This is a genomic window from Xanthomonas vesicatoria ATCC 35937, from assembly GCF_001908725.1.
GTDB lineage: Bacteria > Pseudomonadota > Gammaproteobacteria > Xanthomonadales > Xanthomonadaceae > Xanthomonas > Xanthomonas vesicatoria.
Genome location: NZ_CP018725.1, coordinates 3,035,514 through 3,050,832 on the forward strand (window position 1 = coordinate 3,035,514; position 15,319 = coordinate 3,050,832).

At 65.3% G+C, this 15,319-nt stretch carries 13 protein-coding genes; 9 read left to right on the forward strand and 4 right to left on the reverse strand.

Features of this window, described 5'->3' with window-relative positions; translation table 11 throughout:
* Positions 1 to 205: 205 nt before the first annotated feature.
* Positions 206 to 1,408 carry an amino acid aminotransferase gene (locus BJD12_RS13110; protein WP_005998057.1) on the reverse strand — a complete coding sequence of 401 codons (1,203 nt, stop codon included), beginning with the start codon at positions 1,406 to 1,408 and terminating at the stop codon, positions 206 to 208.
* A gap of 156 nt (positions 1,409 to 1,564) precedes the next feature.
* Between BJD12_RS13110 and BJD12_RS13115 the strand changes: the two genes are divergently transcribed.
* The 6 genes from BJD12_RS13115 to BJD12_RS13145 all read left to right on the forward strand — a co-directional run bounded on the left by BJD12_RS13115 (position 1,565) and on the right by BJD12_RS13145 (position 8,227).
* The gene (locus BJD12_RS13115) at positions 1,565 to 3,691 is read left to right on the forward strand and encodes a TonB-dependent receptor family protein (protein ID WP_042828767.1); all 2,127 of its coding nucleotides are present in this window, start codon (positions 1,565 to 1,567) and stop codon (positions 3,689 to 3,691) included.
* A gap of 56 nt (positions 3,692 to 3,747) precedes the next feature.
* Positions 3,748 to 4,047, forward strand: a complete 300-nt coding sequence (locus BJD12_RS13120; RefSeq protein WP_005998061.1) for a hypothetical protein — start codon at positions 3,748 to 3,750, stop codon at positions 4,045 to 4,047.
* The gene (locus tag BJD12_RS13125) at positions 4,044 to 4,622 is read left to right on the forward strand and encodes a hypothetical protein (protein WP_155616262.1); all 579 of its coding nucleotides are present in this window, start codon (positions 4,044 to 4,046) and stop codon (positions 4,620 to 4,622) included. Before BJD12_RS13120 ends, BJD12_RS13125 begins: the two co-directional genes overlap by 4 nt.
* A 522-nt stretch (positions 4,623 to 5,144) precedes the next feature.
* Positions 5,145 to 6,674: an aldehyde dehydrogenase gene (gene adh, locus BJD12_RS13135; protein WP_005998064.1), complete on the forward strand. Its 1,530-nt coding sequence runs from the start codon at positions 5,145 to 5,147 to the stop codon at positions 6,672 to 6,674.
* A 107-nt stretch (positions 6,675 to 6,781) separates the two neighbouring features.
* Positions 6,782 to 7,810, forward strand: a complete 1,029-nt coding sequence (adhP, locus tag BJD12_RS13140) for an alcohol dehydrogenase AdhP (RefSeq protein ID WP_005998065.1) — start codon at positions 6,782 to 6,784, stop codon at positions 7,808 to 7,810.
* Positions 7,811 to 7,831: 21 nt separating this feature from the next.
* Positions 7,832 to 8,227, forward strand: a complete 396-nt coding sequence (locus tag BJD12_RS13145; RefSeq protein ID WP_005998066.1) for a DUF779 domain-containing protein — start codon at positions 7,832 to 7,834, stop codon at positions 8,225 to 8,227.
* Between the two features lie 31 nt (positions 8,228 to 8,258).
* Here BJD12_RS13145 and BJD12_RS24600 read toward each other — a convergent pair whose 3' ends face one another.
* Positions 8,259 to 8,432, reverse strand: coding sequence for a hypothetical protein (locus BJD12_RS24600; RefSeq protein WP_164736020.1), 174 nt, complete (start codon positions 8,430 to 8,432; stop codon positions 8,259 to 8,261).
* A gap of 152 nt (positions 8,433 to 8,584) precedes the next feature.
* Here BJD12_RS24600 and BJD12_RS13150 point away from each other — a divergent pair, with 152 nt between their 5' ends.
* Genes BJD12_RS13150 through ligD form a run of 3 tightly spaced genes read left to right on the forward strand, consistent with a single transcriptional unit; the run spans position 8,585 to position 12,060 of the window.
* Positions 8,585 to 8,983, forward strand: a complete 399-nt coding sequence (locus BJD12_RS13150; protein WP_042828771.1) for a hypothetical protein — start codon at positions 8,585 to 8,587, stop codon at positions 8,981 to 8,983.
* Entirely contained in the window at positions 8,983 to 9,939 is a 957-nt protein-coding gene (gene ku / locus BJD12_RS13155) for a non-homologous end joining protein Ku (RefSeq protein WP_005998069.1), read from the forward strand. Before BJD12_RS13150 ends, ku begins: the two co-directional genes overlap by 1 nt.
* Positions 9,940 to 9,942: 3 nt before the next feature.
* Entirely contained in the window at positions 9,943 to 12,060 is a 2,118-nt protein-coding gene (gene ligD, locus BJD12_RS13160; RefSeq protein WP_005998070.1) for a DNA ligase D, read from the forward strand.
* A gap of 384 nt (positions 12,061 to 12,444) precedes the next feature.
* Here the strand turns inward: ligD and lldD are convergent, their stop codons facing one another.
* Together lldD and BJD12_RS13170 are read right to left on the reverse strand one after the other, a co-directional pair.
* Positions 12,445 to 13,605: an FMN-dependent L-lactate dehydrogenase LldD gene (lldD, locus tag BJD12_RS13165; RefSeq protein WP_005996263.1), complete on the reverse strand. Its 1,161-nt coding sequence runs from the start codon at positions 13,603 to 13,605 to the stop codon at positions 12,445 to 12,447.
* Positions 13,606 to 13,799: 194 nt separating this feature from the next.
* Entirely contained in the window at positions 13,800 to 15,317 is a 1,518-nt protein-coding gene (locus BJD12_RS13170; protein WP_005996265.1) for a carotenoid oxygenase family protein, read from the reverse strand.
* Between the last annotated feature and the right edge of the window lie 2 nt (positions 15,318 to 15,319).

Here is a 15,319-nt window from a genome sequence, read left to right on the forward strand (position 1 = left end):
GTTTTGCAGCGTGCTGGATTGACGATGCGCAAATTGAGGGCAGGTGTCGGGCGTGCGTGCCCCCATCCGCCTTTCTGGCACCTTCCTCCACAGGCGAGGGAAGGAAGCAGGCAGTGCGCGTAGGACAAAAAAACCGGGAGGCTCGCGCGCTCCCGGCTCTTGCATTGCGCAGGTCGGCCGATGCAGTCACTGCATCGGTGGCCGCTTACATCCGGCTGACGGTCGCCACGGCCTGGGCCACGTAGTCCAGGTTGCGCTGGCTCAGTGCGGCCACGCAGATGCGGCCGGTGCCTACGGCGTAGATCGCGAACTCATCGCGCAGGCGGTCCACCTGCGATCGGGTCAGGCCCGAGTACGAGAACATGCCGGCCTGACGCTGGATGAAGGCGAACTCCGGCGCGCCCAATGTGGCGAGCTTTTCGACCAGGCCGGCGCGTAGCGCGTGGATGCGCTCGCGCATTTCGGTGAGCTCCTGCTCCCACACATCGCGCAGTTCCGGGCTGGTCAGCACGCCTGCCACCAATGCTGCGCCATGCGTGGACGGGCTGGAGTAGATCGTGCGGATGATGCGCTTGACCTGCGACTGCACCGCCTTGGCTTCGGCCGCGGTGGCCGACACCACCGACAACGCGCCCACGCGCTCGCCATACAGCGAGAACGACTTGGAATACGAGCTGGCCACCACGTAGCTGTCGATGCCTTCGGCAGCGAGCAGGCGCACCGCGTAGGCATCGGCCTCGATGCCCTTGTCGAAGCCCTGGTAGGCGATATCGACGAACGGGAACAGGTTGCGCTCTTTCAGCAAGCCGGCGACCTGCTTCCACTGGTCCTTGGTCAGGTCTGCGCCGGTGGGGTTATGGCAGCAGGCGTGCAGCAGTACCACCGTGCCCGGTTCGAGTTTTGCCAGGTCGGCAAGCATGCCGTCGAAATTCAGGCCGTGGGTCGCTGCGTCGAAATAGGTGTAGTCCACCACCTCGAAGCCAGCCGCGCCGAACACCGCGCGGTGGTTTTCCCAGCTCGGGTTGCTGATGGCGATGGTGGAGGTGGGCAGCAGCTTCTTGAGCAGGTCTGCGCCTACGCGCAGCGCACCGCTGCCGCCAACAGTCTGCGAGGTCGCCACGCGCCCGGAGGCCAGCAGTGCCGATTCGGCACCGAACAACAACTCCTGGGTGGCCTTGTCGTAGGCGGCCAGGCCGTCAATGGGCAGGTAGCCGCGCGGTTTGGCCTCCTGCGCGAGCTGCTGCTCGATCTTGTGCACGGCGCGCAACAGCGGGATGCGCCCGTTTTCGTCGTAATAGATGCCCACGCCCAGATTGACCTTGTTGGGGCGGCTATCGGCGTTGTAGGCCTCGGTCAGGCCCAGGATGGGGTCGCCTGGAACCTGTTCTACGTTTGCAAAGAAGGACACGGCATGACTCGCTGAAGGACGAAAGAGTGGGGTACTTCCGGATCGTTGGCCGCTGCTGGGCCAAACCACCTCATCGTAGCAGCCCATGGCGGGCGTAGCATGCTTCGTTCCGTACGCAACGATACGGCCACAGGACGGATGAGGGACACTATGCAGATGCCCAGACCCACCCTATTGGCCGCCGCGTGCGGCCTGCTCGTCGCGAGCGCCGTCGCGCCCGCCCTGGCCGCCGAGCCGGCACCCGCGCCCCAGACACTGCCTGCCGTGCAGGTAGACGCCGCACGGGTGCACGGGGTGGACGACTTCGACCTGCCGGCCTCCCTCACCGTGGTGTCGGCCGACGACGACAACCGCCGCGGCGCGCAGGTGTCCGAGCTGCTGGACGGCATTCCCGGGTTAGTGGCGCGCGACCGCCAGAACTACGCCCAGGACACCCAGCTGTCGATCCGTGGCTTCGGCGCGCGCTCCACCTTCGGCGTGCGCGGCGTGCGGCTGCTGGTGGACGGCATCCCGGCCAGCATGCCCGACGGGCAGGGCCAGCTGTCGCACTTCAACGTGCTGGGCGCCGAGCGGGTGGAAGTGCTGCGCGGTCCGTTCTCGGCGTTGTACGGCAATTCCTCCGGCGGCGTGCTGCAGCTGTGGAGTGCCGACGGCAAGCCCGATGATCCGTGGCGGCTGCGTGCCACCTACGGCAGCAACGCCACCGTCAACGTGGGCGCGCAGTTGCTCGGCCAGCAGGGCGCGGTGCATTACAACCTGGCCGCCAATCATTTCGAAACCGACGGTTTCCGCGACCATAGCCGCGCCAAGCGCGACTCGGTCAACGCCAAGCTCGGTTTCGACCTGGCGCCCGGCAGCCGGCTGGACCTGGTGCTCAATTATCTCGATGCGCCCGATGCGCAGGACCCGTTGGGCCTGAGCCGCGACCAGTTCAACGCCGATCCGCGCCAGGCCACCTCGGTGGCCACGCAGTTCAACACGCGCAAATCGGTGCGGCAGTCGCAGGCCGGAGCCATCTTCACCCAGCAGTTCGACAGCCAGACGCTGCGGCTGATGGCCTATGGCGGCCAGCGCAGCGTGGAGCAATTCCTGTCGGTGCCGGTGGCGGTGCAGCGCAACCCACTGCACGCCGGTGGTGTGATCGATCTGGACAGCAATTACGAAGGCGCCGACGCGCGTTGGGCGTGGCAGGGGCAGGCGCTGGGCCGGCCCCTGCAGTTCACCGTGGGTGCAAATGTCGATCGCCAGCGCCAGCACCGCACCGGCTACGAAAATTTCGTCCGCGACACGCTGGGCGTGCAGGGCGCGCTACGCCGCAATCAGCGCGACCAGGTGGAGAACGTGGACCAGTTCGCGCAAGCGTGGTGGCAGTGGAGTGACCGCTGGTCGGCATTGCTGGGCGTGCGCCATAGCCAGGTGCGTTTCCGCTCGGAGGACCATTACATCGTGGGCCGCAATCCCGACGACAGCGGCCGGCGCGAGTATTCGGCCACCACGCCGGTGGCCGGCATCGTGTTCCGCGCCACCGACGATCTGCGCTTTTATGCGTCGGCCGGGCGCGGCTTCGAAACCCCCACCTTCAACGAGCTGGGCTATCGCAGCGATGGCGCGGCCGGGTTGGCGCTGGACCTGGGCGCGGCCACCAGCCGCAACTACGAGGTTGGCAGCAAGTGGCGCGCGCAGAGCGGCGCGGCACTGCAGGTGGCGTTGTTTCGCGCCGACACCGACGACGAACTGGCAGTGGCCAGCAACACCAACGGCCGCAGCACTTTCCGCACTATCGGCGCCACCCGCCGCCAGGGCGCGGAGCTGAGCTGGCAGCAGCCGGTGGGCGCCACCCAGCAGCTGCAGCTGGCTTATACCTTTGTCGATGCCACCGTGCGCGATGGCTACCTCACCTGTGCCAGCAGCGGGTGCGCGGTGCCCACCGCGCCAGTGGCCAGCGGGTCGCGCCTGCCGGGCGTGCCGCGTCAGCAGCTGTTTGCGCGCTGGCAGTGGCAGCCGATGCAGTGGCAGTTCGCAGCCGAAACGGTGGCCTCCGACGCCACCGTGGTCAACGACCTGGCCACCGAGCGTGCGCCAGGCTACGCCCTGGTCAATCTGGAAGCCTCGCGCCGCTGGACGACGACCTACGGCGCACTGCGCACCTTTGCGCGTATCGACAACGCGCTGGACCGCCAGTACGTGGGCTCGGTGATCGTCAACGATGGCAATGGGCGCTACTACGAACCCGGTCCGGACCGCACGTATACGGTGGGGCTGCAGTGGGATTTTGGTGGGTGAGCGCGGCGCATAAACCGCTGCGCTGAAGATGCCGCTTCGCTGACGGGAAGACGTGGATGATCGTGGTGGACCAAGCCGTTGCGGACTGGTTTCTGTTGCGCGATGGCAGCGACGCTTATTGGCTGGATGTGAACTGCAATTCCTCTGCCACCGGCTTTTCGATCCTGCTGCAGTTGAATGACACCGAGCTGCCGCACGTCTTGGCAGACCGGTATGCCGGCTGCGCGCAATTGGCGGCCCAGATACAAGCCAGGCCACACGCTTATGCAGTGCGCGATCACAGCGCGCTGCATGGCTCCCGCGTGCTTGCGGCAGTGCAGGCATGGCGCGCCGCGGCAGGTGCGGCGGCGGCTTGAAGTGCCGGCTCGCCAAGCGAAGAAGGCTGTCGTCTCCTTGCATGCGTGATAGCGTTGGTCACTCATTCACTGCATGGAGTGCGACGATGACGGCCTGGAAGCAAGCAATGGGTGTTTTCGCGATGGCGGCGTGTCTGCTGGCCTGCAATGTGGCCAAAGCGGATCATGTGGACATGCGCATCGTGCACGACTACCCCGTCGGTGCCCCGGCCATCGCACAGATCCATGCCTGGCTCCTGCAACAGTCCAGGCAGAGCGGCCAAACCAGGCAGATGCCGCCGCCGGCCGCTGCCGATTTGGGCGCCGTGCGCGTCAGCACTGCCTTCGTCGGCAGGCCCGTGGGCACACGCATCGATGCAGCCCGCGCAGTGCCAGTACCGATGCAAGGCCAGCCACGCGATGAAGTCACCATCGATGCATGCAACGGCGGTCAGCGCTATCGCTGGGTCTATGTGTGGCCGGAGACGCCGGCCGCTGCATGGCAGTTGCGCACCTATCAGATGAAAACCGTTGCCGACTGTGCTGCACCGCCCGATGAGGCGATGCCGCTGACATCAGCTGCAAAGAGCCCCTGATTCCCGGCAGTGGCTGCGATCAATCATCGGGTCAGACGCCAGGGGACAGGGCTGCACCGCATCGCAGGTGGCGTGCACCCAAACCGGGCAGCGACTTCGCGATGTGATAGTGACACGCGCCCCGAGCTGCCGACATAGGTGTCTACACCCAGATCGCGTGCCCATGTGCGCAAGGCGTCCGCATCGAAGTCCTGCAGCCACGATGCGACTGCCGAGGTGCGCCTGCCAACGTGTACTCGTCCGTCCTCTGCCAGCATTGGCATCAGACACGCAGATGCTTGCAGAGAAGGACGTCCTGCCGCGTGCTGACATTTGCCAACAGCGATCGTTTGACGCCGGCTCCAGCACAGCAAGCGCTGAGGTCCCATCACGCGTGTCATGACGCGCTGCAGCGTATTTAAAAGCCAAAAAGCCGGTCCCTGGCCGCTTTCGGATGACGCAGCGCAACAGCAGCTGCGCCAACGTTGCGCCAGCGCTGCGGCAGGTATACACGTTGCATCCATCCCTCCGCAGGAGCCCACGATGAACGCGCAATCTGCAACCAAGCCACTCAACACCGACCCGCAGTCCATCTTCAAATCGCGCTACGACAACTTCATCGGCGGCAAGTGGATGGCGCCGGCAAGCGGCCAGTACTTCGACAACACTACGCCGATCAGCGGGAAGGTCTTTACTTCGATTGCGCGTTCCACTGCGCCGGACATCGAAGCCGCACTCGACGCTGCACATGCGGCAAAAGAAGCCTGGGGCAAGACCTCCACCACTGAGCGCTCCAACGTATTGCTCAAGATCGCCGACCGCATCGAGCAGAATCTTGAATTGCTGGCGTATGCCGAAACCTGGGACAACGGCAAACCGGTGCGCGAAACGCTCAATGCCGACGTGCCGCTGTGCGTGGACCACTTCCGTTATTTTGCCGGCGCGATCCGTGCACAGGAAGGTGGTATTTCCGAGATCGACAGCGACACCATCGCCTACCATTTCCACGAACCGCTGGGCGTAGTGGGGCAGATCATTCCGTGGAATTTCCCACTGCTGATGGCGTGCTGGAAACTAGCACCGGCGCTGGCTGCCGGCAACTGCGTGGTGATGAAGCCGGCCGAGCAGACGCCTGCGTCGATTCTGGTGTTGATGGAAGTCATCGGCGATCTGCTGCCGCCCGGCGTGTTGAACGTGGTCAACGGCTTCGGCCTGGAGGCGGGCAAGCCGCTGGCCAGCAACCCGCGCATTGCCAAGATCGCCTTCACCGGCGAAACCACCACCGGCCGCTTGATCATGCAATACGCCAGCCAGAACCTGATTCCGGTGACGCTGGAGCTGGGTGGTAAGTCGCCGAACATCTTCTTTGCCGATGTCATGGCCGAAGACGATGATTTTCTGGACAAGGCGGTGGAAGGCCTTGTGCTATTCGCCTTCAATCAGGGCGAGGTGTGCACCTGCCCGTCGCGTGCGCTGATCCAGGAATCGATCTACGACAAGTTCATGGAAAAGGCGCTCAAGCGCGTGGCCGCAATCAAGCAGGGAAATCCGCTCGATCCCAACACCATGGTCGGTGCGCAGGCGTCCAGCGAGCAGTTGGAAAAGATCTTGTCGTATATCGATATCGGCAGGCAGGAAGGTGCTGAAGTATTGATTGGTGGCGAGCGCAACATGCTCGATGGCGAGCTCGGCGAGGGCTTCTACGTCAAGCCGACGGTGTTCAAGGGCCACAACAAGATGCGCGTGTTCCAGGAAGAGATCTTCGGCCCGGTGGTGTCGGTGACCACCTTCAAGGACGAGGCCGAGGCCTTGGCGATTGCCAACGACACGCTCTACGGACTGGGTGCCGGCGTGTGGAGCCGCGACGCATCGCGCCTGTATCGAATGGGCCGTGCCATCCAGGCCGGGCGCGTGTGGACCAACTGCTATCACGCCTACCCGGCACACGCCGCGTTCGGTGGCTACAAGCAGTCGGGCATCGGCCGCGAAAACCACAAGATGATGCTCGACCATTACCAACAGACCAAGAATCTGCTGGTGAGCTATTCGCCGAAGGCGCTGGGATTTTTTTGACGGGCTGGCCGTGCTGCCGGGCCGCGTCGCAGTAGATTGATCTCGATCAAGGCGACGCTACCGCGCCTGGCCCATCTTGGCCCAACCAGACGCGATGCGGAGACACCATGGACGCGACGATGAAAGCCGCAGTGGTGCGCCAGTTCGGCGCACCACTGGTGATCGAGGAAGTGCCGGTGCCGCGGCCCCAGGCCGGCGATCTGCTGGTCAGGATCCAAGCCTGCGGGGTCTGCCACACCGACCTGCACGCCGCGCAGGGAGACTGGCCGGTCAAGCCGAATCCACCGTTCATCCCCGGCCATGAGGGCGTCGGCTACGTGGTCGCGGTGGGTGCGGGCGTGCGTCATGTCAAGGAAGGCGACCGGGTCGGCATTCCCTGGCTGTACTCGGCCTGCGGGCATTGCGAGCACTGCCTGGGTGGCTGGGAAACCTTGTGCGAGGCGCAGCAGAACAGTGGTTACTCGGTCAATGGCGGCTTTGCGCAGTACGCGCTGGCTAATGCCGATTACGTCGGGCATTTGCCCGCTACCCTGGGGTTCGTCGAGGTCGCACCGATCCTGTGCGCAGGCGTCACCGTCTACAAGGGTTTGAAGATGACCGACACCAAGCCCGGCCAGTGGGTGGTGATTTCCGGCATCGGCGGGCTCGGCCATCTGGCAGTGCAGTACGCCAGGGCCATGGGCCTGAACGTGGCGGCAGTGGATGTGGACGACGGCAAACTGGCGCTGGCCAGGCGGCTGGGCGCGGCGGTGACGGTCAACGCCCTTACCACCGACCCGGTGGCTGCCCTCAGGAAGGACATCGGCGGCGCGCATGGCGCCCTGGTCACCGCAGTCTCGCCCAAGGCGTTCGAGCAGGCGATCGGCATGGTGCGCCGAGGCGGCACGGTGTCGCTCAACGGCCTGCCACCGGGCCAGTTCCCGCTGGACATCGTCGGCATGGTGCTCAATGGCGTGACCGTGCGCGGCTCGATCGTCGGGACCCGATTGGACCTGCAGGAGTCGCTGGCTTTCGCCGAGCAGGGCAAGGTCGCGGCGACCGTGGCCACCGACACCCTGGACAACATCAACGATGTGTTCGCGCGCATGCACGCCGGGACGATCGAGGGGCGTATCGTGCTCGACATGGCGGCCTGACCGTGCCGCAGGAGGCAGACGATGCAGGGTGCCACCATGCAGAGAGACCCGCCGTTGCAGGTGATGGCCACGCTTGCGGCCTTGCAGTTGATCGCCACACTGCGCGCGCGCCACGGCGATCTGCTGTTCCACCAATCCGGTGGGTGCTGCGACGGCTCGTCGCCGATGTGCTTTGCGGTCGGCGACTTCATCGTCGGCGATCGCGATGTGCTGCTGGGCGAGATCGGCGGTGCGCCGTTCTACATCAGCGCGCCGCAATTCGAATACTGGAAGCATACCCAGCTGATCATCGACGTGGTGCCGGGCCGGGGTGGCATGTTCTCACTGGAAAATGGCGAGGGCGTGCGCTTCCTGGTGCGCTCGCGGCTCTTCAGCGATGACGAGTTCAGCCGCCTGCAGGCCGCAGGGCGGGCCTAGCCTCGCCAAGCCCGCCCCGTGCATGGCTGCGTCAGCGCTCTGTTGCCGGCGCAGTGCCGGGCGTTTTGGCAGGCGTATCGCCGTCGGCGGGGATCAAGCGGCCCGGGGCATCGCCTGCACCACGATCTTCGTAATGCTCGGCATCGCGCTTGCCGTGCTGTTCGCCCGGTTGGGCGGGCTGTTCGCGTAAAGGGTCGCGGGACATGGTGCCGCTCCTGTTGTCTGGATGGGCCACCAGTTCAGCGTACGCGCAGTGAAGGGCACGCAAATCGCAGGATCTATGCGGATTTCTCACGTATGGATCACGGCGCCGGCGCTACAGATGTGGGCCCTCAACGCCGCACCGTGGAGCACACCATGCGTCCCCAGGACCGCCGTCCCGACCGCCGCCTGTTCAGTGCGCACGCAGATCCCGCCGCACCCAAGCGGACGCAACGCCAGCGATCCTCGCCTGATGCAGTGGGTGTGGCGCAGGACTTTCAGTGCTACAGCCAGGCCGACTATCAGCGCCGCCGACGGCGGGGTGGGCCCACCTGGCGCGATCTGTCGCCGGCCTACGCATTCGCCCGCCTTACCCATGCTGCAGACTGGCCGCGCGGCAGTGACATGCAGTGCGAGCAGGCCCTTGCCGCGCAGTGGGACAGCATGCGCGGCGAGTCGCGCCTGGATTGGCCGCATGCGCGTACGGTTGTCGAGGACGCCTGGTTGGCACTTGACCATATTCCCCAAGCGGCCATCCATGGAGTGGCGCACTGATGGCACGACCGATCTGGACCGGAACGCTGTCTTTTGGCCTGCTCAATGTGCCGGTATCGCTGATGTCCGGCGAACGCAAAGTCGACCTGCACTTTCGCATGCTCGATTCGCGCGACAAGAAACCGATCCGCTTCGAGCGCGTCAACGCCGATACGGGCGACGAGGTGCCGTGGAAGGAAATCGTCAAGGCGTTCGAGTACGACAAGGGCAGCTACGTCATTGTCGAAGAGCAGGACATCCGCTCGGCTGCACCGGAAAGCCACGAGACCGTCGAGGTAGAAACCTTTGTCGATGCGGCCGACATCGACCCGCGCTATTTCGAAAAGCCGTACATCCTGGTGCCGGGCAAGAAAGCCGAAAAAGGTTATGTCTTGCTGCGCGAAACATTGCGCGACACCGGCAAGGTGGGGATTGCCAAAGTGGTCATCCGTACCCGCGAATACCTGGCCGCGGTCATGCCGCAAGGTGATGCGCTGATCCTGCTGCTGCTGCGCTATCAGCAGGAAGTCGTGGACCCGCAGGACTTCAAGTTGCCGGCAGGTGCAGTAGGCGAGTACCGCATCACGCCCAAGGAGCAGGAGATGGCCAAGCAGTTGATCGAGTCGATGTCCGGCACCTGGCAGCCGGAGGAGTATCACGACGAATTCCGCGGCAAGCTCGAGAAGATCCTGCGCAAGCGCATCCAGGAAAAGGGCGGTACCACCCAGGTGGATGTCGAGCCCGCCCAGCATGAAGACGCCACCACCAACGTGGTGGATTTCATGTCATTGCTGCAGAAAAGCCTGCAGGCCAATACGCGCACACCGGCGAAGAAGACCAGCAACGCGGGCGCGGATGCAGCGCCGGCCAAGAAGGCCGCGACCAAGAAGGTTGCCAAGAAAGCGACCAAGAAGACGGCAAGCAAGGCGACCAAGAAAACCGCTGCAAAGGCCGCACCACGCCGCAAGGCAGGCTAGCCGATGACCGTGGATGCGCACGCTGCCAAGCGCACGGCCCAAGAGGGCTCTTGGCGTGCCCGTGCACTGGCATTGGACGGCGCACGCGATGCGCCGTGTCCAACCGATTTGCGCGCGCAACTGACATTGCTGCGCGCGCACGCGCCAGACGGCGATCCCTGGCTGCACGAAATCAAATGGGACGGATATCGCCTGCTGGCGGACCTGGTCGATGGCCGCGTGCAGCTGCGCTCGCGTAACGACCAGGCCTGGACGGACCGCTTTGCGGAGGTGGTGAGCGCGCTGCAGGCGTTGCCCGTGCGCGATGCGCGGTTGGATGGCGAGCTGGTGGTGCTGGATGCGCAGGGGCGCAGCGATTTCTCCGCCTTGCAACGGGCGCTCGATGGCAGCGCGCAGCAGCCGCTGCGCTATCTCGTGTTCGATCTGCTGGGTGTGGCTGGCGTCGATCTACGCAACACGCCGCTGCTGCAGCGCAAGCAGCTGCTGCGTGCATTGCTGGGCGACACACCGGGCACGCTGGCCTATAGCGACCATGTCATCGGGCACGGGCCGGAGGTGTTTGCGGCCAGTGCCGGCAAGGGCTGGGAAGGGATCGTCAGCAAGCGTACCGACGCTGCCTATCACGGCGGCCGCGGTGCAGATTGGGTCAAGACCAAGCATGAAGACAGCGACGAATTTGTCGTGGTGGGGTATACCGACCCCAAGGGCGCGCGCAGCGGCTTCGGGGCGTTGCTGCTTGCGCAACCGGACGGCGAGGCGCTGCGCTACGTGGGCCGCGTGGGAACCGGTTTCGATGACGCGCTGCTGGGCAAGATCATCACCCAGCTGCGGGCGCTGCGCAGCGACACCGCCACGTTGCAACTGCCGTCGCATCTGCCGGGCCGCCCACGCGATGTGTATTGGGTACGGCCGGAGCTGATTGCCGAAGTGGCATTCCGCGGCTGGGCCAAGCAGGGGCTGCTGCGGCAGGCCGCTTTCAAGCGTTTACGCGAGGACAAACCCATGACCGATCTGGGCGGCGATCGCGCCGTACCGGCCAAACGCGCGACCAAGCCACGCGCTGCGGCAGCCAAAGCGACTGTGGCGACACCAAAGACCGCAACCGCAAACGTCTCCAAGACCGCCAGTGGCGTTGCGACGACGGCGGCAGGCAAACGCGCGGCCAAGGCAGCGTCCAAGAGCAGTACATCTGCAGCATCGATCGTCACCGCCGCTGTCTCAGTCACGTCGAAGAAGGCAGCGCCGTCCACCGACGGCGTCACCATCACCCATCCGGAGCGTGTGGTGTTCCCTGCGCTGGGCATCAGCAAGGGAGACGTGGCCGAGTACTACCGTGCGGTGGCGCCGTTGGTGTTGGCGGAGATCGCACGCCGGCCGTTGTCCCTGCTGCGCTGCCCGGATGGCGTTGGTGGCGATTGCTTCTTTCAGAAACACCAGGGCCGGCAGCTAGGTGCGCATATCGAGGCGATTCCGCTCCAACAGAAAAGCGGCACCGAAGATTATCTGTACATTGAGGATGCCGCCGGCCTGCTCGAACTGGTGCAGATGAACACGCTGGAGTTGCATCCCTGGGGGTCGCACATCGACGATCCGGAGCACCCGGATCGCCTGGTGTTCGATCTGGATCCGGGAGATGCCGTTGCCTGGCCCGACGTAGTGGCTGCCGCGCGCGACATTCGCACCAAGCTACGCGCGGTGGGGCTGGAAAGCGGAGTGCGCTTATCCGGTGGCAAAGGCGTGCACGTGGTGGTGCCGATCGTGCCGGAAGCCAGTTGGGAGCAGGCGCGCGACTTCTGCGAAGCATTTGCGCAGGCACTGGCCACGCAGGCGCCGGAGCGCTACGTCGCCACCATGAGCAAGGCCAAGCGGCACGGGGTGATCTTTGTCGACTGGCTGCGCAACGGCCGCGGCAACACCAGCGTGTGTTCGTGGTCGCTGCGCGCCCGCGAAAAAGCCATCGTGGCAGTGCCGCTACGCTGGGAAGAACTGGGCAAGATCAGCGGCCCGGACGCCTTCCCGATCGACAAGGCCGTGCAGCGTGCCAAGCGCCAACGCGCAGATCCCTGGGCATCGGTGCTGGCGTTGCGGCAATCCTTGCCCACCGGCGATGATAAAAACTAAGAGTGTCTAACAAACCTACCGCGCGACTGGTGCTTCAAATCAGCCGGCTCTATTCGCAGCCTTAGATTCTGGGCACTGTGTCCAACTGCGCAATGCGCTCACTCGCAATGAGTCGTTATTCACTCTATTGATTCAATCAGGTGCGCATTACGCACAGATATTGACTAAGCAAACCGACCATCTCGACGGGTCCTTGCCCGCTCACCGTCGCGGGACCTTACGCGGCATGGATGCCGCGTAAGAGCCTCCATGGACGGATTCACGGCGTGTCCCGCGACGGTGGGCGGGCAAGGGCCCCGCAGCCAAGCCGCACATCCTCCGCTCTCCCGCCGACGACTCCCGAATCCCGAATCCCGAATCCCGAATCCCGAAGCCCGAAGCCCGTCAAAGCGCGACTGCGTTCTCCCGTGTCACCCGGCTCAACGCATCGCTGCTGATCTCGGCAATCGAATGGGTACCGGTCAAGGTCATCGCCACGCGCATTTCCTTTTCGATCAAGCCCAGCAGGTTTTCCACGCCGGCCTGCCCGCCGGCCGCCAGCGCGTAGACAAACGCACGCCCCAGCAACACTGCATCGGCGCCCAGCGCCAGCATCCGCACCACATCCAACCCGCTGCGGATGCCCGAGTCGGCCAGGATCTTGAGCTGCCCCTTCACTGCATCGGCAATGGCCGGCAACGCACGTGCGCTTGAAAGCACCCCATCGAGCTGGCGCCCGCCGTGGTTGGACACCACGATGCCGTCGGCGCCGAAGCGCACTGCATCACGCGCGTCATCGGGGTCGAGAATGCCCTTGATCACCATCGGCCCGGTCCAGAATTCGCGGATCCACTCCAGGTCCTTCCACGAGATGGATGGATCGAAATTGGCCGCCAGCCAGCCGATGTAATCCTGCAGGCCGGTGGGGCTGCCGCGATAGGCCGAGATGTTGCCCAGGTCGTGCGGCTTGCCCAGCAATCCCACGTCCCAGGCCCAGCGCGGGTGCGTCACCGCCTGCAGCATGCGCCGCAGCGATGCGTTCGGCCCGCTCATGCCCGAGTGCGCATCGCGGTAACGCGCGCCCGGCGTGGGCATATCCACGGTGAATACCAGCGTGGTCACGCCCGCGGCCTTGGCGCGCTCCAGCGCGTTGCGCATGAAGCCGCGGTCCTTGAGCACGTAGAGCTGGAACCACATCGGCCTGTCGATGGCCGGTGCCACTTCTTCGATCGGACAGACCGACACCGTGGACAACGTAAACGGAATGCCGCGCGCCGCTGCCGCACGTGCGGCCTGCACCTCGCCGCGCCGCGCATACATGCCGGTGAGCCCGACCGGCGCCAACGCCACCGGCATCGCCAGGGTTTCGCCGAACAGCTCGGTGCTCAGGCTCAGGTCGGACATATTGCGCAACACCCGCTGGCGCAGCGCGATATCGGCCAGATCCGAGACATTGCGCCGCAGCGTGTGCTCGGCGTAGGCGCCACCATCGATGTAATGGAACAGGAAGGGCGGCAGCCGCGCCTGGGCGGCGGCACGGTAATCGGAAGCGGCAGAGATGATCATCGAAGACGGACGACAGCTGCGGGGGTAGCCGTTGAGTGTAAGGCGATCGGTGTGTTGCGGGGATGGCGGCGGCGCGTCTGCTGGCATGGCGCGACGCCGTTGTTTGCCCTCGCTTTCGCAACGGATCATTGGTCGCCCGCTGCATAACGCTGTCGCCGGCCGTGGACGCAAGCGCGGCCAGCTCGTCAGCGGTGCTATGCAGCCGCCACAAACTGCCCATGAAAGCCCAGCGGAATGGCGTAAGGCAGCCATGCCTGCGCAATCGGCCCGGCATCGATGTGTTGCGCGTCCAGCACCATTAACCCGGTGCGCGCGCGCTGGGTGTCGAGCACCGTTCCCACCAGCCAGCCCTGGTCTGGCCGTGTGCTGCCGGGCTTGGCGACGAAGACATGTTCTTCGGCCAGCACGTGCGGGCCGTAGCGATGCACCTGGCGGCGGTCGCGTTCCAGGTCGTAGCCGGCCACGGCGTTGAGAAACCGCGACTGGTTCGGGCCATCGATGCACGGCGCGTACAGGCGTGCGCCCTGCGTGCGTGGTGTGCGGCGATCGAACAGCGGCAGTTCCAGGTTGTCCACCGGATGCATCTGCCAGTGCGCATGGCCACTGGCCAGGTCCAGATGCAGGCTGCGTAACTGCACCGGTGCCGGTGCGGCGTTCGGGTCGCCGTGCATGGCCGCGCGCATCGGTGAGCGCGCTTCGTCCGGATCGGTATGCACGATGGCGCGCACCACGATGCGGTCGCGCTGCGCGTAGGCATCGGCGAAGTGGTAGGCCACCGCAAAGTCCGCCTCGAACCAGCGTGGTTGGTCCAGTGCGTCCTTGGGCACCACCGCAATCCGGCATGGCGCTTCGGGCGTAAAGCGCAGCTGCTCGAAGAACGCGCCGTCGCCCTCCAGCCGGCGGTAGGGCGCCATGACCAGAATCAGGTGCCGATCGGTCATGGCAAAGCTGTGCAGGTAGGCCGGCGCGTCGGTCTGTAGCAGCTGCACGTTGCGCAACGTGGCATCGGCGCCCAGGTGCCAGAGCACCACGCCGGTGGAGCCCACCACGCTGATCGAGCCGACGTTCCAGACGCTGCCGTCGTGGTCGGTCAACGGATGCGCGGAAAACGGCATCGCGGCCAGATCCTCGCGCCAGGTGATCGGGCCGATGGTGTCCAGCGCAGCGGGGTCCAGTTCGATCGCCGAGCCGGCTTCCCATAGCGCGAACAGGCGGCCGTTGAGCATCGTCACCGAGGTATTGGCGGTGTTGACGTCGTCGTTGTTGCGCCCCGGCTGCATGTCCGGCACGGAGGTGCCGGCAGCGCGATACAGAAAACGCCCGGCCTGCTGCTCCTGGGTGAATTTATGCGTGGCCACCATGCGCCCCAGGTGCCGCACCTGGGGGCCGCCCAGCTGCCAGCGATGCACCATGCCGTCGCCATCGAACCAGTGTTCGTAGCGGAACCCGGCACGCTCGGTCCAGGCCGGGCCATTGCGATACAGGCTGCCTGCCAGGCCGTCGGGGAGCTTGCCCTGTAGCGTTGCGGTACTCGGCCCGAGGGTCGGGCTAGCCACGCTGCGCCAGCCCAGCAACCAGGGCGTGCGCTGCAACTGCGCCTGGAATGCGGCCGCGTCTGCGGCGTGTGCAGGCAGGCTGCGCAAGGCAAAGCCGCCCAGCGCGGCGCTGCCGGTAGCGGCCAATAGCGACTGCAGAAAGCGGCGGCGGTGCATGG